This window comes from Aquitalea sp. ASV11, from assembly GCF_016429185.1.
GTDB lineage: Bacteria > Pseudomonadota > Gammaproteobacteria > Burkholderiales > Chromobacteriaceae > Aquitalea > Aquitalea pelogenes.
In genome coordinates, this window is sequence record NZ_JAELUD010000032.1 from 20,926 (window position 1) to 44,365 (window position 23,440).

Below are 23,440 nucleotides of genomic sequence, written 5' to 3' on the forward strand. Positions count from 1 at the left end.
CCTCCTCAAGCAACCCGCAGGGTAGCGAATGCTGGATTGAGTGCTGCTTCCGCCAGGCTTACGGGATAGGAATCTTTGCTTGACCAAAGATCCCTTTCATCCCTCTTAGGTCTTGCGGCAAGCCCGGTAGCCATACACTCAGAACATGACCTTTGCATGTAAAATGGCATAATCTGCTGCACATTGTCCTTTTCTGTGAAGCGAGGCATCGTCATGGATGACATTTCACCGTCCGACCTCAAAACCATCCTGCACTCGAAGCGCGCACATCTCTATTACCTGGAACACTGCCGCGTACTGGTCAACGGTGGTCGGGTTGAATATGTAACGGATCAGGGCAAACAGTCGCTGTACTGGAATATTCCCATTGCCAACACCACCACCTTGCTACTGGGCACCGGCACCTCCATCACCCAGGCTGCCATGCGCGAACTGGCCAAGGCGGGCGTGATGGTGGGCTTCTGCGGCGGTGGCGGCACGCCGCTGTTTACTGCGGGTGAGCGCGAACTGGATATCGCCTGGCAATCGCCGCAATCCGAATACCGGCCAACCGAATACTTGCAGTACTGGGTGGGCTTCTGGTTTGACGAATCCAAACGGCTGGCTGCCGCCAAACAGCTGCAACAGGCCAGGCTGGAGCGCATCCAACGGCAATGGACGGGCAACCGTCAGCTGCGCGAAGCCGGTTTTGTCATTGATGAAAGCCGCCTGAGTGAGGCACTGCAAGCCTCGGCACAAGCCATCAACCATGCGGTGGACCACACCGGGCTGCTGACAGAAGAAGCCCGCCTGTCCAAACTGCTGTTCCGCTTGGCCGCACAAGCCGCCAGCTATGGCGACTTCACCCGTGCCAAACGCGGCAGCGGCAGCGACCCGGCCAACCGCTTTCTCGACCATGGCAATTATCTGGCCTATGGCCTGGGTGCCACCGCCACCTGGGTGCTGGGCTTGCCGCATGGCCTGGCCATCCTGCATGGCAAAACCCGTCGTGGCGGCCTGGTGTTTGACGCGGCAGATCTGGTCAAGGACGCCATCGTCCTGCCGCAGGCCTTTGTCAGTGCCATGCGCGGTGACGATGAACAGACATTCCGCCAGTGCTGCATCGAACAACTACTACGCAGCGAGGCACTGGATTTCATGATTGATCAACTGAAAAGCATTGCCGAAACACAAGGCCGTGCCAAGGCATGAATATCCTGCTAATTTCCCAGTGCGACAAACGCGCGCTGACTGAAACACGCCGCATTCTGGACCAGTTTGCCGAACGCAAAGGCGACCGCAGCTGGCAAACCCCCATCACCCAGGCCGGGCTGGACACCTTGCACCGCTTGCTGCGCAAAACGGCGCGCAAGAATACCGCCGTGGCCTGCCATTGGCTGCGTGGCCGTGACCACGCCGAATTGCTGTGGATTGTGGGCGATGCCCGCCGTTTCAATGCCCAAGGCAATACCCCTACCAATACCACCGTGCATGATGTACTACGCAGCCAGGACGAAAACGATTGGCACAGTGGCGAAGACATCCGGCTGCTGGCCGGGCTAGCGGCCTTGTTTCACGACCTGGGCAAAGCCTGCCAGGCCTTTCAGCAGCGGCTGCGCAGTGACAAGCCTCAGCCCGCCAATCTCTATCGGCATGAATGGGTGTCCTTGCGCCTGCTGCAGGGCTTTGTCGGCAGCGACGACGATGCAGGCTGGCTGGCACGCCTGCAAGACCCTGCCCAGATGACCACCTCCGTCTGGGAAAGCTGCTTGCAACAAGCCGGTTTGCGCGATGGCATGGACCCAGGCGCGGCAGACAAAAAGCCGTTTCAGCGGGGGGCATTGCCACCGCTGGCAGCCGCCATCGCCTGGCTGGTGCTCAGCCACCACCGCCTGCCACTGACTGATACCGAGCCCATTAAGGGCAGTCATCTGAGCACCGGTCTACAAGACCTCAACCACAACTGGAATCAGCCTTGCGACCCGGTCAGCAAAACCGAAGCCACGCCATATTGGCAGTTTCCCTACGGCCTGCCTTGCGACGACAGCACATGGTGTGCACGAGTGGCAAAACTGGCCGGGCAGCTGGCTGCCAGAGCAAGCGGCACCGTCTGGCTAGACCAGGTGTACCCGCTGCATTTGGCACGCCTCACCCTGATGCTGGCCGACCACCATTTTTCCAGCCAAACCGTCAAACAAAGCTGGCAGAGCGGGCAGGAAAAAAAGATTGCCTTTGCCAACACCTTGCGCCGCGACCCGTCCTTACCCGCTGGAACCAGCCGCCGCTTCAACCAGACCCTGCCGGAACACCTGACCGGCGTGGCCCGCCATGCCTTGCACGCCGCCGTGGCCTTACCCGACCTCGCACGCGCCCTGCCCGCGCTGGGACGCTGCCGGGCCTTGCAAAAGCGCAGCACCGATGCACGCTTTGCCTGGCAAAACAAAGCCCATGACCTGGCCAGCAGCCTGCGCGAGCGCGCGGCCAGCCAAGGCGCATTCATCGTGAACCTGGCCTCCACCGGCTGCGGCAAAACACTGGGCAATGCCCGCATCATGTACGCGCTGGCCACGCCTGGCCGCGGCATGCGCTGTGCTTTTGCACTGGGTTTACGCACGCTCACCTTGCAAACCGGCCAGGCCTTCCGCGAACGACTGCAACTGGGTACCGATCAACTGGCCATCCGCGTTGGCGGCAGCGCCAGCCGTGAATTATTTGAACAGCAAGCCCGGCAGGCCGAAGCCAGTGGCTCGGCCTCGGCCCAAGCCCTGCTGGATGAAGAAAGCCCGGTGCTGTTTGATGGCCAGGCCGATCACCCGCTATTACAGCAGCTTAGCCACGACCCGCAATTCAACGCCCTGCTGGCCGCTCCGGTGTTGGTGTGCACCATCGACCACCTTACTCCGGCCACCGAAGCCACCCGTGGTGGGCGACAAATCGCCCCCATGCTGCGGCTGATGAGTTCCGACCTGGTACTGGACGAACCGGATGATTTTTCGGTGGAAGACCTGCCAGCCCTCACCCGGCTGGTTTACTGGGCGGGCCTGCTGGGCAGCCGGGTGCTGCTATCCTCCGCCACCCTACCCCCGGCCCTGGTACAGTGCCTGTTTGATGCCTACCTGGCCGGACGCCGGCAGTATCAGCAACACCGAGGCCAGCCCGGCCAGCTACTGAATATTTGCTGCCTGTGGGTGGATGAACAAAGCAGCCACGCCACAGACTGCCCGGATAGCGCCAGCTTTGCTGCCAGCCATCAGCAATTTGCCGCCAATCGTGCCAGTTGGCTGGAAGGCCAGGCTGTACGCCGCCGCGCAGCGCTTCTGCCGCTGACCGGCATTCCGCGTCAGCACCGTGATATGGCCGCGCCCCTGGCCAGGCTGCTCGGGCAACACGCGCTGCAATTACACCGCCACAACCACGATATCGACCCCAGCAGCGGCAAGCGGGTCAGCATCGGGCTGATTCGTCTGGCACACCTGGACGACATCATCCCGCTGGCGCAGGCCCTATACCGGCAGGACGCACCGGCTGACGTGCAGATTCATCTGTGCGTGTACCACGCGCAATACCCCTTGCTGCTACGCTCCGCCGTTGAACGCCAGTTGGACGCTGCCCTCACCCGGCACGACCCGCAAGCACTGTTCAGCCTGCCGGACATCCGCCGCCGACTGGATGGCAACCCGGCTGCCGACCACGTATTCATCGTGCTGTCGTCCCCGGTCAGCGAAGTAGGCCGCGACCACTGCTACAACTGGGCGATTGCCGAACCCTCCTCCATGCGCTCGCTTATCCAGCTGGCGGGACGGGTGCGCCGCCATTGGCCACAGCCGTGGAGCGTATGCAATCTGTTGATATTGCAATACAACCTGGCCGCCTGGCAGGGCAAGAAACCAGCCTATTGCCGCCCCGGCTTTGAAAACCAGGACTTCCCCCTGGATGAAACCGACCTAAGCATTTTGCTACGCGCCGACGAGTACCAGCACCTGGACTCCCGCCCACGCCTGCTGGCCCGCCCGGAGGCAGAGCAGTGCCCGCGCGGCAGCCTGATCGACCTGGAACACCGCCGCCTGCAAGTCGACCTCAACCAGACCCACCAGCCGAGGCTGCGCCGCAACAGCACTGGCGAAGCCAGGCTCTGCGCCGCCACCTGCTGGCAATGGCCACACGCCATGCTGCACGCCGCCCTGCAACGCACACAGCCCTTCCGCCTGAGCCATGGCGAGGAATGGGAGCTGGCATTGCTGCCGGATGAAGACAGCGCCAGCGGCCTAAGCCTGTTGCGGCTGGAACAAGGCCAGCAACGCGGCCAGATCGACTGGCTGAAAAGCGATCACCTGCTACACCACCTTGCCGACAACACCCTGCTGGGCGGCACCGGCATCCGCCCCTGGGGCAGCAGCAATTATCTGGCTGAGCTGGAACAGCTGGCCAACGCGCTGGACATGTCGCAGGAAGACTGCGCACGCCGCTACGGCAGGCTGCGTTTGCGCGTGAAGACAGCAGGCAATCAGCAGTGGCTGTTTCATCCGGCACTGGGGTTTGGCCGTTTACGCTCAGCAGATTCGGATAGTTAGCAGGCCTGCTGTGGCATTAATCCACATCAAATCCTGTCTTCAGACAGACCTATCCCGCTTGAGAACATGCCATTCGAGTGTTAGCGTCACCCATCAATGCCAAAGACATCACCGGCAGCACAAGCTTATCCGTCATAACCAACAGGTGGAGGATATGGAGCAAGCAACCCCACGCAGACAAGCCTTACAGCAATTGATTGCTGAATTTATCGGCAGTCGACTTACCGACAAGCTGGACAAACTCTCCCCCGACGACCCCAAACGCAGCGAACTCACCGCACAATACCAGCCCCACAGCTGGCTGGCCGATGCCGCCCGCCGCGTGACGCAGCTGCAACTGGTGACGCACCCGCAAAAAGCCACCCACCCGGACGCGCGTGGCAGCAGCCTGTTTGCCCCGCCAGACAGCCTGCCGCAACGCCAGGAAATCGGCACCCATTGCCTGAGTGACTTTGCCAGTGACGTGGTGGGCAATGCCGCCGCGCTGGATGTCTATAAATTTCTCAAGCTGGAATACCAGGGCCAAACGCTGTTGCAGATGCTGCAAGCAGACGATGCCGAACTGTTGCAAGCCCTGCATCACGACAGCACCGTCGCCAGCCAGTGGCGTGCAGCTTTTTGCAGCATTACCGAAGCAGCTGGCGGCCCGGCCTCCCACACGCTGGCCAAACAAATCTACTGGCCGGTATCGCCGGACAACTACCCTGCCGACGCCACTGACGACAGCCATTACCACCTGCTGTCCATCCTCAACTCCAGCGCGCTCAGCCATTGGTTGTATGGCCGCATTCAGGAACACCGCTTTGGCGAAGCGGCCAAGGCGGCACGACAGGCACGGCGCGACGGCAGCCACCATCCGCACGGCTACCACGACTACCCGCAACTGGCCGAAGAGAAAAAAGGCGGCACCAAGCCGCAAAACATCTCGCAGCTCAATAGCGAACGCCGGGGCAGCAACTACCTGCTGGCCAGCCTGCCACCACAATGGGACAGCAGCGAAACCCAGCCGCTTTACCATCTGGACAACGCCTTCCGGCGCTTTGGCAAGCGCAAGGCCGTGCGCAGTCTGCTACGCGAGTTTGGCCAGTTCCTGGGCAAGCTCAAGCCGGAACACAACACCATTCACATCAGGCAGCGGCGGGAAAACTACCTGGCCGAGCTGTTTGGCGAGCTATTGCAATTTGGTGCTGCCTACAGCAACACCCTGCCCCCCGGCTGGACGGACCACCCCGACTGCCAGCTGCCCCTGGCCCAGCAATGCTGGCTGGACCCCTACCGCGCCGGGCAGAATGCCGACTTCAATCTGCAATTCCAGTGGCAAGACTGGCCACAACAACTGGCCGCAGACTTTGCCTACTGGCTGAACCAGCGGCTGGAAAGCAAAGGCCTGCACCTGGCCGAGGCAGAATTCGACTTCTGGCGCCGCCAACTTGCCCAGGACGCTGGCTGGCAAAGCCAGCTGGACCATCTGCAACAAGGAGCACCGGCATGACGCAAACCCGCCTGCCCGGCATCAACGCCCTGCTGCACATTCCGCACCTGCGCGTGCAAAACGCCAACGCCATCAGCGGGCCGCACAGCTGGGGCCACCCCGGCCCCACCGCCTTCACCGGTTTGATGACCGCGTTGCGGCGCAAACTGGGGCCGGAACTGGACCTGGACATGATTGGCGTGGGCATCATCAACCACCACTATCAGGCCCAAACTAATGGCGATTACACCCAGCGTTTCAACCTCAGCCGCAACCCGCTAAGCAAAGACGGCAGCACCGCTGCCATTGTGGAAGAAGGCCACATTCACCTGGAGCTATCCCTGGTATTTGGCTTGGCACTCGGAGACACCCTTGCCAGCGCCAGCCAGCCCACGCTGGACCAACTGGCCAACACCATCCAGCAGTGCTTGCACAGCTTGCGTGTGGCGGGGGGCAGCATCCTGCCCGGCCATGGCCGCTGGCAGCCCAGGCTTACCCACCTGCCAGAAAATACTGAAGATCAACAACGCCAGTTCCGCCAACTGCGCCGCTGGCTGATGCCCGGCTATGCACTGGTAGCCCGCGACGACCTGCTACCGCCAGCCCAACCGGGTGAGGCCACCAACAACAGCCGACTGGACGCCTGGCTAGACCAGTGCCGCTTGAATCACTACCCGGTAGCCGATGAACAGGGCCAGATAAGCTGGCAACACTCACGCCAACAAGGCCACGGCTGGATTGTGCCGCTGCCAGTGGGCTATGGCGCGCTTACGCCGCTGTACCCGCCCGGCAGCGTAGCCCATTGCCGTGACGAAACCACCCCGGTGCGTTTTGTCGAAAGCCTGTATTCGCTGGGCGAATGGCTCAGCCCGCACCGCCTCACCGACTACCGACAACTGCTGTGGTACCCCAGCCACGACGCCAGCAGTGGGGTATACCGCTGCCACAACGACTACCACCTTACCCGCGCCACCGAACCAGCCATTTTGGGAGAACTCGCATGAGCAAACTGGAAAACGCCTCCGTCCTCGCTTTCGAACGCAAACTGGACCCGTCCGATGCCCTGTTTTATGCCGGCAAATGGGAAGAACGCACAGCAAGCCAGCGCTGGCCCCATGTGGAAGTACGGGAAAAATCGGTACGCGGCACCATCTCCAACCGCCTGAAAACCAAGGATCAGGACCCGCTCAAGCTGGATGCCATGATCGAAAACCCCAATCTGCAAACCGTTGACGTGGCCACCCTGCCCCACAATGCCGACACCCTGAAAGTCAGCTTCACCCTGCGCGTACTGGCTGGCGTGGGTGAACCCTCGGCCTGCAACAAGGCGGACTACCGCAGCAAGCTGCTGCAAACCATAGACGGCTACCGCCAGGAACACGGCTTTGGCGAACTGGCACGCCGTTACGCCGCCAACCTGGCCAATGGCCGCTTTCTGTGGCGCAACCGTGTAGGGGCCGAGCAAGTGGAAATCCACATTGCCCAATGGCAAGACGGCAAGGCCGTGCGCCATTGGCAATTTGACGCCCTTGCCCTCAGCCTGCGCAGCCTGGAGCGTAATGAACAAGTCGACAGCCTGGGGGACTTGATTGCCGAAGGACTGGCCGGCAGTCAGCATGTGCTGTTGCACATCGACGCCTATGTGCGCAGCGGCAACGGCCAGGAAGTATTCCCCAGCCAGGAACTGATTCTGGACCGTGGCCGTGGCGACAAAAGCAAAACCCTCTACCTGGTGCAGCAAGACGAAGCCCGCATCGCCGCTATCCACTCGCAGAAAATCGGCAACGCCCTGCGCACCATCGACACCTGGTATCCGGAAGCCGCCGACAACGGCCCCATCGCCATCGAACCCTACGGCTCCGTCACCACCCAGGGCAAAGCCTACCGCCAGCCCAAGCAAAAGCAGGACTTCTACACCCTGCTGGACAACTGGGTGCTGAAAGACAGCAAACCGGACACCGAGCAGCAGCACTTTGTCATCGCCACCCTGATTCGTGGCGGCGTGTTTGGCGAGGCCGGCTGATGGACCACTACCTGGATATCCGCCTGCTGCCGGATGCCGACTTTACCGCCCCGGTATTGCTCAATGCCCTGTACGCCAAGCTGCACCGCGCACTGAGCGCCCAGCAACGCAGCGACATCGGCGTCAGCTTTCCCGGCTACACCACCGGCAGCCAGCAAGACAACAAGCGCACGCCCCCCGGCCTGGGGCAAACCCTGCGGCTACACGGCAGTGCCGCCGCACTAGACAGCCTGATGGCCAGCCACTGGGCCAGCGGCTTTGCCGATTACGCACTCATCGGCAACATCCGCCCCGTACCCGCCACCACCCAGGCCATTCGCGTACAACGGCGGCAAGCCAAAAGCAACCCCGCCCGCGAACGCGCCAGGCTGATCCGTCGCTGCGGCGTAAGCGCAGCCGAAGCACTGCGCCGCCTTCCGGACAGCAAAGCCCAGCGCCTGCCGCTGCCTTTCATCACGCTGGACAGCAGCAGCACCGGCCAACGCTTCTTGCTGTTTATCGACCAGCATGCGGCAAGCCAGCCGGCCCGCGGCGAGTTCAACAGCTACGGGCTAAGCAGCAGCGCCACCCTGCCCAGTTGGTAAGGGCAAAGGGTAGCGGCCAAAGGCAGGCTGCTACCCTTTTTTTTGCCCATCAGCACGATCCTTAAAAATCAATCAGTTAGCACCAGGCGACAAAAAAGGGGTTGCACCGCTAAAATGGCCCCTGGCCTCACCTGCCAAGCAAACCCGCCAGATGGCGTCTAGTTCACTGCCGGATAGGCAGCTCAGAAATTGACCCTGGAATGCAAGCTTGGGGTGCTTCTGTTCACTGCCGGATAGGCAGCTCAGAAAACAAAGAACTTTGGGAAGCGCAGGCCGGTGAAGTTCACTGCCGGATAGGCAGCTCAGAAAACTGGCGCAGTATCGACTAGCTCCCGGACTGTGTTCACTGCCGGATAGGCAGCTCAGAAAATCAGGCATCCAATTTCATCATCCGACAAAAAGTTCACTGCCGGATAGGCAGCTCAGAAAGTCACGGCGGGCGCACATGAACAAGCGCTCCCGTTCACTGCCGGATAGGCAGCTCAGAAATTGTTGGTCGGGCCAGCCGGGCCGCCGTTCGCGTTCACTGCCGGATAGGCAGCTCAGAAAGCTGATGACAGTCAGTGCCGGCGGCCAACATCGTTCACTGCCGGATAGGCAGCTCAGAAACGGCGTGCTCTTGTTCGGTAATCACATGCTGCTGTTCACTGCCGGATAGGCAGCTCAGAAAGGGTGGCGCTCAAAAAGTTGCTGACACAGACAGTTCACTGCCGGATAGGCAGCTCAGAAATTGGTGGGCGGAAGCTTCAACGTCTCCCGGCAGTTCACTGCCGGATAGGCAGCTCAGAAATACTGCATTACCTCGACGGTCACGCATGATCCGTTCACTGCCGGATAGGCAGCTCAGAAACAGGTCATCGACTTGTCAGCGACAAACCAGTCGTTCACTGCCGGATAGGCAGCTCAGAAAAGTGTCGACAGACCAGCATCCATACCCAGTACGTTCACTGCCGGATAGGCAGCTCAGAAAGGTATGGGCTCGCGTGGTAGCGAACAGCTTCAGTTCACTGCCGGATAGGCAGCTCAGAAAAAAACCGAGCGCAGCAGCGGTGCCAGAGTTTTGTTCACTGCCGGATAGGCAGCTCAGAAAGTAGCAGGGGCTGGCCTGTTCACCGCCTGGAAGTTCACTGCCGGATAGGCAGCTCAGAAAGCTACAAGTCCGATCTGCTGGGCCACGTCATCGTTCACTGCCGGATAGGCAGCTCAGAAAATCACGGAGTCCAGAACGACCGGGGAGATAAGGTTCACTGCCGGATAGGCAGCTCAGAAAACTTCGTAGTAGCCATCCCCTGCATCTTTAAATGTTCACTGCCGGATAGGCAGCTCAGAAATTGCCGGTATCAGCGCGGTGGCCGTAGCAGGGGTTCACTGCCGGATAGGCAGCTCAGAAAAAGGAGGAGGCGCGCGCCAAAATCCATGAGAAGTTCACTGCCGGATAGGCAGCTCAGAAAATCCCTACCTCATAGCAGCGCAGCAAAACGATGTTCACTGCCGGATAGGCAGCTCAGAAAGCAGTATTCAGCGTCAGAGCAGCATTCGCAGCGTTCACTGCCGGATAGGCAGCTCAGAAAGGGCCATGGCCGTCGGCCTGCAGGCTGGGCTAGTTCACTGCCGGATAGGCAGCTCAGAAAACGCCAAATGGTCACCAGCAGCCGCATGCCATGTTCACTGCCGGATAGGCAGCTCAGAAAGTTCAGCAAAACATGCGCCTGATTCCCATTGATGTTCACTGCCGGATAGGCAGCTCAGAAAACCAGCACGTTTACCGGCGATGTCACGGTGCAGTTCACTGCCGGATAGGCAGCTCAGAAAAACTACCAACATCAAGTCCGCCCACAATTCCAGTTCACTGCCGGATAGGCAGCTCAGAAATTTAACGGCTACCGCAAAATAATCAATGGCCAGTTCACTGCCGGATAGGCAGCTCAGAAACACAGCACCGCGTCGCCGTTGCGCCAGCTATCGTTCACTGCCGGATAGGCAGCTCAGAAATTGAGGACATGGACTCGCTGGGCGTTGACGTAGTTCACTGCCGGATAGGCAGCTCAGAAATTCGACGGCAGGCTGGCTGCAGACGCCGAGCTGTTCACTGCCGGATAGGCAGCTCAGAAAAGCACCGCCGCGCCAGTCCAATGCGGTCAAGGGTTCACTGCCGGATAGGCAGCTCAGAAAAATGCGTGTAAACAGAATCATGATTAGCTGAAGTTCACTGCCGGATAGGCAGCTCAGAAATGGTCAGGGATGGGGGATAAGTTGGGTTGCATGTTCACTGCCGGATAGGCAGCTCAGAAAGACCCGGACATGCTCAAGGTGCGGCCGTACTGGTTCACTACCGGATAGGCAGCTCAGAAAAGGCAGCTCCGGCAGACGTGATGCATCCGCGCGTTCACTGCCGGATAGGCAGCTCAGAAAGGATGATGTGCTGTGCCTGGCCTGCGCTGTTCGTTCACTGCCGGATAGGCAGCTCAGAAAGATACAAAAACAACGACTTCGAATCCAGACGGGTTCACTGCCGGATAGGCAGCTCAGAAACGCCCCGCGCCGGTCAATCAGCTGGTGGATGCGTTCACTGCCGGATAGGCAGCTCAGAAAAGATGCCGAACACGTTTTTAGGCGGTATCCGGGTTTACTGCCGGATAGGCAGCTCAGAAAATTTCGTGAATCGCTTCCCAGCTTTTACCGGAGTTCACTGCCGGATAGGCAGCTCAGAAAATTACGGAGAGGATGATGGCGAATATCGCATTGTTCACTGCCTGATAGGCAGCTCAGAAACTCGCCGCAGCAGGGAAGGAGTGAGGGGTTGGGTTCACTGCCGGGCAGGCAGCTCAGAAATGTTAACGCAGGCTCGACACCGGGTTCTATCAGTTCACTGCCGGACAGGCAGCTAAGAAAAGTAATGACAAAACCCCGCCGGGGCGGGTGTTGTTCACTGCCGGACAGGCAGCATCGAAAGGCTGACGCGCCTACTCTGCGGACCCTTCGGTCAGTTTCCACCTAGCAAGCCCGTCCCTAAAATCCGCCGCTAGTGCTCAACACACTTCAAACAGCGGCTATCGCATCCGAAAGTCTTGAAAGGCGGCGTTCAACGAATCAAACAGGAGCTCCGCACCGTGACAGATCAAAACACCCCCCAACACCCACCTCCCCTTTGTTTTTTCTACCACGGCAAGCCACTACATGTGCAATACCAGCACGGCGAATGGTGGCTGCACAGCAGCGATGTACTGGCCCTCATTGGCCGTCGGCTGGGAAACCGCATGCAGCAATTACTGGCGGCAGACCCAAGCCGCAAAAACACTGCAGAAACTGAAGATATCAAGCAATACTGGCCTGTAACTGCCTTGCTGCGCGCCTTGCGTCGCAGTGGCAAGCCGCTGGCGCGGCAGTTGCGTGACTGGTTGAACAGGCAGCTGCTGCCGGCACTGGAACAGTTGCCGCCCGCTGCCCCGCGTTGGGAGCAGGCCCTGGCGCTGGCGGCGGAGGCCGGGGTGCAGGTGAGTCATGCGGTGTTGCAGGCGGTGTTGACGCAGGGTGCACGCTGGCAACATTCGCACTGGCTGCTGACGCTGGATTACACGCCGGACAGCCCCTTGCGCCATGCCCATGGCCGTTTACTGGGGCTGAACAGTTCGGCCACGCCTTTGCAAGCGCTGGCGCAGCAGATAGCCACCGAACAAGGTATTGCGGCAGATAATGGCGAGTTATTAGGGCTGGCAACGGCATGTCATCAGCAACTGCGTGGCCGTCTGCAACGCCAGGCACGGCGGTTGCGGCAGGCGGGATAGGCATGCAGCAGGCATGAAAAAACCGGCAGCGGGCGTTTGACCCGGCTGCCGGTCTTGTTTTGCTGCGCGGATTATTTTTCTTCCAGATCGTATTTGCGGATCTTGTCGAACAGCGTGGTTTTGGCGATTTTCAGCACTTCGGCGGTTTTGGACACATTACCACCCTGCTTGCGCAGTTCTTCGGCAATCATGCCCTTTTCAAACGACTCCACTGCTGCATGCAAGGTGGGGTGGGTGTCGGCCATGGCGTTGCCGGGCACCATTTTCAGGTCCAGCACAAAGCGGTCGGCCTGATTGCGCAGCTCGCGCACATTGCCCGGCCAGTGGTAGGCCATCAGGTCGCGGATGACTTCCGGGGTGATGGCCGGTGCCGGGCGGTTCATGCGCAGCGCGGACTGGGTGACAAAGTAATCGAACAACAGCGGAATGTCTTCGCGCCGGGCGCGTAGCGGCGGCAGGTCCAGCGTGACCACGTTCAGGCGGAAGTACAGGTCGGCGCGGAATTTGTCTTCTTCGGCCAGCTTGGACAAATCGGCCTTGGTGGCAGCAATCACACGAAAATCCACCGGAATCAGCCGGTTGGAGCCCAGCCGCTCGATCACCCGCTCTTGCAGCACGCGCAGCAGCTTGATCTGCATCGGCATGCTCATGCTTTCGATTTCATCCAGAAACAGCGTGCCGTGCTGGGCGTATTCGATTTTGCCGATGCGCTGCTTGCTGGCACCGGAGAAGGCCCCGGCTTCGTGGCCGAACATTTCGCTGTCGAACAGGGTTTCCGGCAGGCCGCCGCAGTTGAGCGCCACAAAGGGGCCAGTGCGGCCGGACAGGTCGTGCAGGCAGCGTGCCAGCAGCTCCTTGCCGGCACCGGTTTCGCCATTGATCAGCACATCGGTGGGCGTAGCGGCCACGCCCTGCACCAGGTGGCGCAGTTCGGCCATCACATTGGAGTTGCCAATCAGGCGGCTTTCCAGCCCGCCATAGGCGGCCAGTTGCTTGCGCAGCTGGCGCACTTCCAGTGCCAGGCGGCGTTTTTCCAGCGCACGTTGCACCACCGACACCAGCACTTGCGGCAGGAAGGGCTTCTGGATGAAGTCGTAAGCGCCGTCGCGCATGGCCTGCACCGCCATGGCAATGTCGCCGTGGCCGGTAATCAGGATGACCGGCAGGTCGGGATCGTCGGCCAGCAGCTCCTGCATGAAGGCCAGGCCGTCCATGCCGGGCAGGCGGATGTCGCTGACGATGATGCCGGCAAAGTCGCGGCCTATGCTGCGACGGGCTTTTTCCACAGAATCAAAGCCCTGCGCCTGGATGCCGTCCAGCCCCAGCGCCTGGACATAGCCCAGCTGCACGTCCTGATCGTCCTCGATCACCAGTACTTGTAGATTGCTCATGTCTTACTCCTGCTTGTTCTGTCTGAGCGTGATGGTGAATACCGCCCCGCCATCCGGGTGATTGTCGGCAGTCAGCATGCCGCCATAGGACTTGATGATGTCAGATGACAGGGCCAGCCCCAGGCCCAGCCCGCTGGTTTTCTTGGTAGTGAAAAAGGGTTCGAAGATGTGGGCGCGCACTTCGTCGGACAGGCCGCTGCCATTGTCGCGCACGCTGATGCGCACGGTGTCGCCCTGGCGCGACCAGTCGATGCTGATCTGCGCGTCGTCCACGCCGTTCAGCACATCAATGGCATTGCTGACGAGATTCACCAGTACCTGTTCCAGCCGCACGGCTTCACACAGCACCACAATATCCGCCGGTTCGGCGGGCAACTGCAATGTGATATGCGTCTTTTTCAGCCGGTGGTTCAGCAGGAACAGGGCGTTTTCCACCGCCTGCGCCACCGCTACCGATTCGCGCTCGCCATTGGGGCGGCGGGCAAAGGATTTCAGCTGCTCGGTGAGCGAACCCAGCCGCACCACGATGTCGGTGATGCGCTCCAGATTGGCCCGCGCGGTGGTGAGATCGTTGATTTCCAGAAAACGCACGGTATTGGCCGACAAGGCGGACAGCGCCGCCAGCGGCTGGTTGATTTCATGGGCGATGCCGGTAGACAGTTGGCCGATGACTGCCAGGTTTTCGGTACGGATCAGCTCGTTCTGGAAGTTTTCCACCTGCCGCGCCGCCTGGATGCGTTCTTCGATTTCCTTTTTCAGGCTGGCATTGGCCTCGCGCAGCTCGCTGCTGCGCTGCTCGACCTGCTCTTCCAGATGATCATGTGCCAGTTGCAGATTGCGCCGCGCTTCGGCCTGCGCTTTCAGGTTCATGCGCCACAGCCGCACCGAATGCAGCAGCAGGCAGGCAAAGCCCACCGCCACCGCCACCGCCAGTGCGCGGGTCAGGGCCAGGCTGTGCAGTTCGTGGGTGTCGTTGAGCATGGTCAGCGTCATGCCGCTGACGGGGATGGTCTGGCTGATGGCCAGGTATTCGTGCCGACTGCGACCCTGCCCCATCTGCACCAGCATGGCCTGGCTGTTGAGCACGCTCTTGCGCAGCCAGATGGGCGGCTTGATCACCTGCTTGTTGTATTGCTGGGCTTTTTCCAGCGCCAGCCGCGCATCAAAACTGAGTGGCGTGGTGGCATGGTATTTCCACTCCGGCACGGAGGACAGCACCACCACGCCGTTGGAGTCGGACACCAGCAGCGGCTCCACGATATTGCCCCACATGTGTTCCAGCTGTTCCAGCCCTATCTTGATGGCCACCACCCCCACCCGCTCAGCCCCCTGGTAAATGCCGGTGGCCAGATAAAAACCGGTGGCATTGCCGGTGGTGCCAATGGCGTAATAGGTGCTGATGCGATTGGCCGCGGCCTGCTGAAAATAAGGCCGGTAAGCGATATTGCGGCCGACAAAACTGTCTTTTTGCTGCCAGTTGCTGGAAGCAATCACCTTGCCCGTCTTGTCCACCAGATAAGCCTGCAAGGAGCCGGCGCCCTGATTCAGCCGCACCAGGTACTGGTTGGCACGCGCCAGTTGCCGGGCATCATCCGGCATGGCCAGCGCTTCGCGCAGGGTATCGTTATAGGATGCCGCCAGCGGCAGCAGGCCGAACTTGTCCACCTCGTGCTGCAGGAAACCGGCATTGCGCGCCACACGGCGCACCGAATCCTGCTGGCGCTGTTGCAGTTGTTCCTGCCAGCTGACGGTGTACACCACCCAGGCGGACAGCAAGGACAGCGCCATGGAGATCAGCAAATAAAGATAAAAACCGCTTCGTTTCATACGCACTCCGGGCCTGGCCCGTTTGGCTTGATTCACGTCGTCGCCCGGTGGCGGCTGGCTGGTGGTGGCTGGCATGCGGGCATTATCCCACAGCACGATGTCACTTTTTGCGCCGCAACATGCAAAGCAAAAAAACCACGCGGGCCATACCCGCGTGGCAAGGTCATGGCAGGGCCACGACGACCGAAAGGATAAAGAACAAGACAGCTAGAACACGTTGACCAGCACGATGGTGAACACCGCCATCACCAGCCGGGATACCGCATAGCCTACGGTATAGCCCACGGCAGGTACCTTGCTTTGCGCTGCGTCTTGCAATGCACCCAGCGCGGCCGTGGTGGAACGGGCACCGGCGCAAGCGCCAAGCAGGATGCCGGGGTGGAACTTGAACACGAAGCGTCCCAGCAGCAGGCCGACAATCAGCGGCACCAGGGTAACCACGGCACCGGCAAACAGCAGGGTGACACCGTACTGCTGCAGGCCGGAAATGAAGCCAGGCGCGGCGTTGAGGCCAATCACCGCAATAAAGCCGTTCAGGCCGACATTATTGAACACCCACAGCGCCGGGCCAGGAATCTTGCCGAAGGTACGCATGGTGGCACGCAGGTAACCACACACGATACCGGCCACGATGGAGCCCACCGAAGTACCGAAGCTGAGCGGAATACCGGCCACATGCACGGTGATGGCACCCAGAATGCTGCCCACCACGATGCCGAAGCCCATGAAGGCCATGTCGGAGTTTTCCAGCGGGCGGTCGGCATAGCCCAGCTCCTTGGCTACGGCTACTACGTCCTGCTTGGCACCCAGAATGGTCAGCACGTCGCCACGCTGCACCACCACATCATGCCCCATCGGCATGTCCAGCTCGCCCCGGCTGAAGCGGGTAAGGAACAGGCCACGGCCCGGCTTGCCAAACAGCGTACTGGTGATTTCGCCCAGGGTTTTGCCAGCGTATTTGCGGCTGGTGACCACCAGGTCGAGCAGTTCGGTGGAGAAGTCCAGCAGCGGAACGTCCTTCACTTCCTTGCCAAAATGGTTCTGGTATTTCAGCAGCGCAGTCAGGGTGCCGGAAATGGCCACCACATCATTACGCTGGATACGGGTATTGCCTTCGCAATCGACAATTTTGGCACCCACTGCCTGACGCACGCGGCGGACAAAGATTTCGTGGTCGAACATGGCTTCCACTTCGGAAACCGTCTTGTCGAATAGGTCCACATTGCTCAGCAGGAAGGCACGGGCGGAAAACTCGCGGTAAGCAGTGCTGCCCACGGTGTGGCCACTGCCGTTTTCCTTTTCATAGCTCTTGCACTCTTCGGCCAGATTGAAACCCAGCACTTTCGGGGCAAACGTCGCCAGGAACCAGGCAGAACCGGCAGTACCAAACGGGTAAGTCACGGCATAGGCCACCGGCATCAGCGCCATCGCCACTTTCACGCCGCCAGGCATCTGGTTGACCTGATTGAGCAAGTCGGTTGCCACGCCCAGCACAGTGGAGTTGGTATAGCCACCGGACAGCAGGCCGGCAGTCAGCGCTGCGTCGTAATGCAGCATCTTGCCCAGCAGGATGGCTGTAACCAGACCAGAGGCACACACCAGAATGGTGAAGAACACCTGCGAAATACCGTCACTCTTCAGTGCGCGGATGAACTGCGGGCCCACGGCATAGCCGACAGCAAACAGGAACATGGCAAAGAAGGTGGATTGCAGCACCGGCGGAATCACCAGATGCACCTGGCCAATCAGCAAACCGGCCAGCAAGGTGGAAGTCACCACCCCCAGATTGAATTTGCCCAGACTGAGATTGCCCACCCAGAAGCCGACAGCGATGGTCAGATAAATCGCTATCTCCGGATACTTCTGCAGGGTATGAATGATGTAGTCCATGATAGACACCTTAATATTGTCGACCACCGCCAGCCGGTTAGCCGACCCGGCGGTGGTCCTCAGGCGCTTGTGGCACCTGTCAGTTGTTCATGCACCGCCCGTCCGGGCGGTGCAATCTTGCACTCCCAAACCGCTAACAAAACCTGGTAGAGGCCCCGGCTCAACGCAGCAGGGTTTTCTGTTATCGGGTTGTGGAGCGGCTAACAAAATAGCGTAGCGTCCCTGGGGCAAGGCGCGCCGCCGCAGACAGTACAAGTGGTACGGCAAGGCGGCGCAACGCAGCAGCAGGTTTTTTGTCAGCTGCTCTCAGTACTGCGGCTTGTAAAGCTGGCTCTCGATCCAGGCCCGGATATCACGTGGACGCTCCACCTGGGCCAGGCCGGAATCGAACATGTACTCGGCAATACGCGCTGCCGTGGTCACTTCGGTTTCCAGAATCTGGTCCTGGCTGGGGAACAGCATGCTCTTGGCGCGCTGGGTCAGCGTGACCTGATCGGCGGTGGCATGGGCAGCCACGATGAAGCATTCGTCGTTCAGGCGGGTCGGGCGGCAGCAGTAAGTAGCCAGACCGATGGCCGGGTAAATGTAGAAGTTGTTGGCCTGGCCCGGACGGAAGGTCTTGCCTTCGTAGTCAAAGTCGGGGAACTGCACGCCAGCGGCAAACAGCGCCTTGCCCTTGGACCAGGTGTAGGCTTCCTCAGCGGTACACTCGGCCTTGTGGGTGGGGTTGGACAGCGCAAAGATGATGGGCTGTTCGTTCAGCTCGCTCATCAGCTCGATCACCTCGCGGGTAAAGGCACGGGCCTTGGTGCTCACGCCCACCAGCACGGTCGGCTTGAAGTCGCGGATGGCCTGCACAAAGTCCTTGCACGGCTTGGCCGGACGGGCGTACAGCTTCTGGGTTTCGGACAGGTCGGTACGGGAATGTTCGATCAGGCCGTTGATGTCGAACAGGGCCACCTGTTTGCGGGCATCGGCTTCGCTCAGGCCCAGTGTTTGCAGTTCGGCGCAGAACAGCTTGGCAATGCCCAGGCCAGCGGAACCGGCACCCAGGAACATCACGCGCTGGTCGGTCAACTTGCCGCCGGTAATATTCATGCCGGCTGCAATACCTGCCAGTGCCACGCTGGCGGTGCCTTGAATGTCATCGTTGTAGCAGAGGATCTTGTCTTTATAGCGATCCAGCATGCGGATGGCGTCGGTGCCCTTCCAGTCTTCAAAATGCACGCAGCAGTTGGGGAACACTTCCTGCACGGCCTGGATGAATTCTTCGGTCAGCTCGTCCAGCTCGGCTTCGGAAACCGGTGCTTCGCGGGTGCCCATGTAGAAGGGGTCGGCGCGCAGGGTTTCATTGGTGGTGCCAATGTCGAACAGCACCGGCAGCAGGCCGGCCGGCGGAACGGCAGCGCAAGCGGTGTACAGTTGCAGCTTGCCAATCGGAATACCCATGCCGTTGGCGCCGATGTCGCCCAGGCCCAGAATGCGGCCACCGGTGGATACGCAGATGAAGCGCACGTCTTTTTCCGGCCAGTTGCGCAGTACTTCAGCCATGCGGCCCTTCATGTAACGGGTGATGTACATGCCACGGGCACGGCGGTAGTTGTTGCCGAAGGTTTCGCAGGCATCGGCCACGGTCGGGTCGTACAGCACCGGGATGAAGCGTTTCGGGTCGGACATCACCGTCTTGTAGAACACGGTTTCGTTACGGTCTTCCAGGCCGATCAGGTAGGTGTAGCGTTCCAGATCGTCCGCCTTTTCATCCAGATGCGCCATGACGCGCTCCACCTGACGGTCCAGGTTTTCCACCGCATGCGGCAGCAAACCTTCCAGCCCCATCTGGCGACGCTCTTCCACGCTGTAGGCCGTGCCCTTGTTCAGCTTGGGTTCATGCAGCAGCGGCATGCCGCCTTGTACGCCCTTGGCGTTCAGTTTGTCATTCTTGACGGAAGTGTTCTTTACAGTCATGGCAATCTCCAGTTTGTATCGAATGGGTGAGATGAAAACGTCTCAGCTGCCCTTCTTATTGCAACTGGCGTGCCAGCCTTTCCGCCCCTTGAAAAATTTTTAATTCGTTGATTTTATTGTATTTTTATTTACTCAAAAAACCCTACTGACGTCAGGCCGTACTTTGCCCCGTACGGCAGGTGCGGAAGTCCGTACTTTGTTTGTGGGCTTTATGCAGACATGAAAAAACCCGGCCAGCCACTACAGGGCTGCCGGGCTTGCGCTACTGCGAAGTAGGCGCACGAATGGAGCGGCTGCTCATGCCACTGCGGCCAGCAGATGGCTCAGAAGCGGCCAAACAGCACGCCGGTGCGCTGGTCCCTCGTCATGGTGTAAATGGCCTGCGTGCCCGGCTTTTCTTCACCCATGCCGGGGCTGTTGAGCGGCATGCCGGGGGCGGACAGGCCCACCACGTCGGCCTTGCTGGCCATCAGCTGCCTGATGGCAGCCACCGGCACATGGCCTTCAATGGTGTAGCGGCCAATCCGGGCGGTGTGGCAGCTGCCAAGGCCGGGCGTGACGCCCATTTGCTGCTTGATGGGCTGCATGTCGTCACGATTGATGGCGGTGACCTCAAAGCCATTGTGCTTGAGATAGCTGATATAGGCCTCGCAGCAGCTGCAACTGGGGCTTTTGTATAGCGTGACCGGCGTAGCGGCAAGAACGCGGGTGCGGATAGTGACCATGGTGGCCCTCCTTCTGGCAATGACAATGATTCGGATAAGCGGCAACAAGCCGGTAAATTGAAAAAAGCTGTCAGGCCAGTACCGGGGGGCGGTGCGGCGGAGAAAGGGTGATGCCAGCCAGCGTCGCAGGCTGGGTGGGAACAAAAATACTACTCTGGGCTAAGGGGGCGGCAGACCAGTCGGCAAGCTGGGACAAGGCAGGTGCGCACAGCTGCACGCAGCCCGCGCCACCACACAACATGCCATGCGCCGCTTTTGCATGGCTGGCATGTTCCGGCATCTTGCCTGCCGTTTTGTCGTGGCAGCTGGCATGGGCCATGCAGTCTGCGGAGGTGATAGCCGCACCGGCCATGGCCATGTCGGCACTTGCCGCCAGCACATTGAGTGCCGGAAGCGCGAGCAGAAGCATGAGCAGGAAACGGTACAGGGCTTTCATGGCTGGCAAGATAGCACTGCCAGGTGGCACAGGTGAATGCAGGATGGTGCTTTGCTTGTGGATGGTTGATCTGGATCAGTCGAATGCACGGTCAACCGGCATAAACAAAGGCCACCCGATTGATCAAGGGCATCAACACGACCACCCCATGCCGGGTATATGCATACCAGCTACCCGGTGCAGAGACGGCACGGTTGATTTCCCTGGCAAGCTCGGCTTGGATTGGAATGCCGAAACCATACTGGTTCAGATAATTCTCCAGTAATGGCCCGGCTACAGTTTGTGAAGCACCCTCCCCCTCAAACCACTCACGATGACCGTGCAAGGGGGTAGCTTCCCACTCCAGCTCCGGAAGCAGGCTATTCGGGTTCTTGTGGGACAGATGCGGAGGAAGCGCATACAACACGACGCCCGTCTCATTACCTCCCGGGCCAAAACCCCAGGAGTCGGTTTCCGCGTACAGAACCTTCTGCACCCCCAGTTGTGGCGGCAGCAGCGATAAATGGTTTGGTGCTGCAAACACCCACACGGCAGCGATCAGGGCCAGGCAAAGAAACAGGCAGGACAGCAGGCAACGCCGCGTTCGATAGTGTGGCATTCGCATTATCAGAAACAAGCACCAGCCAAACCACAGCCGGAAATAACCAGGCAAATTGGCGAGAAAATGGCAGCCAAAACAGCAACAACCGCCACCCAATCTTCACGTACGCGACTTTCTTGTTTTCTGAGCAGAAATGCGCAAACAAATGCCAGCGAACTCGGGAGAAACAGAAAAACAGGGATTACCAAATATTCTGCAATGACGATTAAAACTGGTTTGGGCCTGACAGGTGGTGTTTTTGCCCAGAAAAATGCATAGGCAAGCATAACAGTGGCAATCAGTGAAATAATCAGCACCACACATTGCAGGAGCTTATTTGCGAAGTGAACTTTCGCAAGCACAAAGCTTTTCCTGACAAGAAAAGCATAGCCAAAGACCAAGGACAAAATAACAAACATCTCTTTTATCATCTTTTATTACCAAAAATAACTACCATCGATCTTAAGAAACAGCTACCTGCAAAACCAACATTAAAACAATATACAGCGGTGTCTTTTACTTGTCTTTCAGCATCAAATAGCCAATACAAAGCAAAAACACACCCAACATCACATAGATAACACCTAGCGCAATCGCCCCAGCTGCTGCGCCAAGAAGTTGCGCAAGCAGAAGTGAGAGACCACATATCGCCTTGCAACTGCTTCCTTCTGCATGAACTGCTCCACGTATCAAAACATCACTACCACCGGCAATGCCGAACATACCAAGAATCAAAATACACCAAGCCAAGACTGTGCTTTGACGATGCATGGCTGCCCTCGCTGGATTATCAAAAGGGTAATTACAGTTGCACTTGGCCGGGCGCGAGCGAAGCGCTTGGTCGATAACAGCCACTTCAGCACATTAGCCTGAAGAACATTCCGTGCTCGAAGATGAAATCAGGGCTGCGGTCATTTGTTGCTCAGGCACGGTCTTAGCCAGCGACAGAAGATGAATGCCTTCCACAATGGGCTGGCCGACACCTGCCGACAAGGGATATTCCTCAACATCCCCTGTAAGTACATAACCGCGCCGCTGGTAGAATGCCAGGAGTTCTGGCCGCGTAGACAGAACCGACATTTTGAATACCGATGCCTTTAAATGCTCTGTGGCATATGCCTCGGCATGAAGCAACATCTGCTTACCAAGGCCTTGGGCCTGCAGGCCGGGATTGGTCGCCAGCATGCCAATATAAGCGCCAGACTGGCCTCCTTGCACATGTACACAAGCGACAATTTCTGCCCCGTGGCACAAGAGCAGAATTGCAGACTGGTCTTGAAACAGAGCAAGAACTTGCTCAGCGTTAGTTCTTTCGCCAGCAATCAGGTTTGACTCGTGAGTCCAGCCCGCCTCTTGCGCAGAGGGACGGTAGGCTCGGTTCACCAGAGTGGCAATTTCCTGGGCATCGGCCTCACCGGCAATACGTAGTTCAAATGACATTCGCGCCTTCATGGCTTAAGCCGGTTAACCGTTATTTGCGAGCAGAGATGTTCAGTGCATGGCTGACGATACGGGCTGCATTGGAAGGTCAGCAAGGCTTTCATGACATTGAGATTATCCGATGCAATCCCTCTACTCAAGTAGCAATCACACGAATAGTGCAGTAGAAATCCGCTCGCACGGATGATCATTTGACTGCCGTTTGTGCGCGGGGGGAACGGAAAAGAGGGCTTGCCTGGCCAAGCCCTCCTTCACCTCCAAGGCCACCCCACAAGCATGGCCTGCGGCTGCCCGACAGGACCCGTCCGAGGCGAGGCGCGCCTGAACTCGCGATTTGCTAAGGTCAAATCGCTCAGACAAAGCAGGCGCTTAACACCTCGCCCCGGCCACCTGTCGGCATGCTTGACGGGGCCATGGGCGCATTGGTGCGGTGGTTAGCTGATCAAGAACGCCTGTCGGAGCTGCCCCAGTCCCGTCAGTGCGAGCCGACGCAGACGTGCCGCTCAGGGTCTTAAGCGGTCGGCTGTCCGCAGCGGCGCGACGCTAGCGCGCCGCAAGTTCCGGCCGCGCCCTGAGCGGTGCGGCTGGGGCGGGAATTCGACGCGCTGCGGGTCGCCTTTTCTTTGGGTACTTTCTTTTGGCGAAGCTGTATAGACCGGAGAGATAGCTGACAGGTGTGCGAGGACATGGGTGACACTTTCGCGAGACCTTTCACTCGCGGAATAAACATGCCCTGGAAAGCCCAAAGCATCATGGATCTGAGAGAAGAGTTT

17 protein-coding genes and 1 CRISPR repeat array are annotated in these 23,440 nt (G+C 59.4%); of the genes, 7 read left to right on the forward strand and 10 right to left on the reverse strand.

Going from position 1 to position 23,440, the window contains the following annotated elements; all coding sequences use genetic code 11:
* Positions 1 to 213: 213 nt before the first annotated feature.
* The 7 genes from cas1f to JHD62_RS11835 all read left to right on the forward strand — a co-directional run bounded on the left by cas1f (position 214) and on the right by JHD62_RS11835 (position 12,413).
* Positions 214 to 1,191: a type I-F CRISPR-associated endonuclease Cas1f gene (cas1f, locus tag JHD62_RS11805; protein ID WP_199103056.1), complete on the forward strand. Its 978-nt coding sequence runs from the start codon at positions 214 to 216 to the stop codon at positions 1,189 to 1,191.
* Positions 1,188 to 4,550 carry a type I-F CRISPR-associated helicase Cas3f gene (gene cas3f, locus JHD62_RS11810; protein ID WP_199103057.1) on the forward strand — a complete coding sequence of 1,121 codons (3,363 nt, stop codon included), beginning with the start codon at positions 1,188 to 1,190 and terminating at the stop codon, positions 4,548 to 4,550. Before cas1f ends, cas3f begins: the two co-directional genes overlap by 4 nt.
* A 154-nt stretch (positions 4,551 to 4,704) precedes the next feature.
* On the forward strand, positions 4,705 to 6,042 hold the full coding sequence (gene csy1 / locus JHD62_RS11815; protein WP_199103058.1) for a type I-F CRISPR-associated protein Csy1: 1,338 nt from the start codon (positions 4,705 to 4,707) through the stop codon (positions 6,040 to 6,042).
* Positions 6,039 to 7,025 carry a type I-F CRISPR-associated protein Csy2 gene (gene csy2 / locus JHD62_RS11820; RefSeq protein ID WP_199103059.1) on the forward strand — a complete coding sequence of 329 codons (987 nt, stop codon included), beginning with the start codon at positions 6,039 to 6,041 and terminating at the stop codon, positions 7,023 to 7,025. The genes csy1 and csy2 overlap by 4 nt, the downstream gene beginning before the upstream one ends.
* The gene (gene csy3 / locus JHD62_RS11825; RefSeq protein ID WP_199103060.1) at positions 7,022 to 8,044 is read left to right on the forward strand and encodes a type I-F CRISPR-associated protein Csy3; all 1,023 of its coding nucleotides are present in this window, start codon (positions 7,022 to 7,024) and stop codon (positions 8,042 to 8,044) included. The genes csy2 and csy3 overlap by 4 nt, the downstream gene beginning before the upstream one ends.
* Positions 8,044 to 8,628 (forward strand): type I-F CRISPR-associated endoribonuclease Cas6/Csy4, encoded by a 585-nt coding sequence (cas6f, locus tag JHD62_RS11830; protein ID WP_199103061.1) that lies wholly within the window; start codon positions 8,044 to 8,046, stop codon positions 8,626 to 8,628. Before csy3 ends, cas6f begins: the two co-directional genes overlap by 1 nt.
* Before the next feature lie 161 nt (positions 8,629 to 8,789).
* A CRISPR array of direct repeats spans positions 8,790 to 11,580; the repeat unit is 28 nt; unit sequence GTTCACTGCCGGATAGGCAGCTCAGAAA.
* 158 nt (positions 11,581 to 11,738) lie between these two features.
* Positions 11,739 to 12,413 carry a hypothetical protein gene (locus tag JHD62_RS11835; RefSeq protein WP_199103062.1) on the forward strand — a complete coding sequence of 225 codons (675 nt, stop codon included), beginning with the start codon at positions 11,739 to 11,741 and terminating at the stop codon, positions 12,411 to 12,413.
* A gap of 71 nt (positions 12,414 to 12,484) precedes the next feature.
* Here JHD62_RS11835 and JHD62_RS11840 read toward each other — a convergent pair whose 3' ends face one another.
* The 10 genes from JHD62_RS11840 to JHD62_RS11885 all read right to left on the reverse strand — a co-directional run bounded on the left by JHD62_RS11840 (position 12,485) and on the right by JHD62_RS11885 (position 22,667).
* Positions 12,485 to 13,804, reverse strand: a complete 1,320-nt coding sequence (locus tag JHD62_RS11840) for a sigma-54 dependent transcriptional regulator (RefSeq protein WP_199103063.1) — start codon at positions 13,802 to 13,804, stop codon at positions 12,485 to 12,487.
* 3 nt (positions 13,805 to 13,807) lie between these two features.
* Positions 13,808 to 15,631: an ATP-binding protein gene (locus tag JHD62_RS11845; RefSeq protein WP_199103064.1), complete on the reverse strand. Its 1,824-nt coding sequence runs from the start codon at positions 15,629 to 15,631 to the stop codon at positions 13,808 to 13,810.
* A gap of 207 nt (positions 15,632 to 15,838) precedes the next feature.
* Positions 15,839 to 17,521 (reverse strand): aspartate-alanine antiporter, encoded by a 1,683-nt coding sequence (gene aspT, locus JHD62_RS11850; RefSeq protein ID WP_199103065.1) that lies wholly within the window; start codon positions 17,519 to 17,521, stop codon positions 15,839 to 15,841.
* Between the two features lie 306 nt (positions 17,522 to 17,827).
* Positions 17,828 to 19,486: an NAD-dependent malic enzyme gene (locus JHD62_RS11855; protein ID WP_199103066.1), complete on the reverse strand. Its 1,659-nt coding sequence runs from the start codon at positions 19,484 to 19,486 to the stop codon at positions 17,828 to 17,830.
* Positions 19,487 to 19,809: 323 nt separating this feature from the next.
* Entirely contained in the window at positions 19,810 to 20,211 is a 402-nt protein-coding gene (locus tag JHD62_RS11860; RefSeq protein WP_199103067.1) for a DUF411 domain-containing protein, read from the reverse strand.
* Between the two features lie 70 nt (positions 20,212 to 20,281).
* On the reverse strand, positions 20,282 to 20,620 hold the full coding sequence (locus JHD62_RS11865) for a hypothetical protein (protein ID WP_199103068.1): 339 nt from the start codon (positions 20,618 to 20,620) through the stop codon (positions 20,282 to 20,284).
* A gap of 118 nt (positions 20,621 to 20,738) precedes the next feature.
* Entirely contained in the window at positions 20,739 to 21,245 is a 507-nt protein-coding gene (locus JHD62_RS11870) for a hypothetical protein (RefSeq protein WP_199103069.1), read from the reverse strand.
* A gap of 8 nt (positions 21,246 to 21,253) precedes the next feature.
* Positions 21,254 to 21,658: a hypothetical protein gene (locus JHD62_RS11875; protein ID WP_199103070.1), complete on the reverse strand. Its 405-nt coding sequence runs from the start codon at positions 21,656 to 21,658 to the stop codon at positions 21,254 to 21,256.
* An 85-nt stretch (positions 21,659 to 21,743) separates the two neighbouring features.
* The gene (locus JHD62_RS11880) at positions 21,744 to 21,998 is read right to left on the reverse strand and encodes a hypothetical protein (protein ID WP_199103071.1); all 255 of its coding nucleotides are present in this window, start codon (positions 21,996 to 21,998) and stop codon (positions 21,744 to 21,746) included.
* Between the two features lie 93 nt (positions 21,999 to 22,091).
* Positions 22,092 to 22,667: a GNAT family N-acetyltransferase gene (locus tag JHD62_RS11885; protein ID WP_199103072.1), complete on the reverse strand. Its 576-nt coding sequence runs from the start codon at positions 22,665 to 22,667 to the stop codon at positions 22,092 to 22,094.
* Positions 22,668 to 23,440 lie beyond the last annotated feature (773 nt).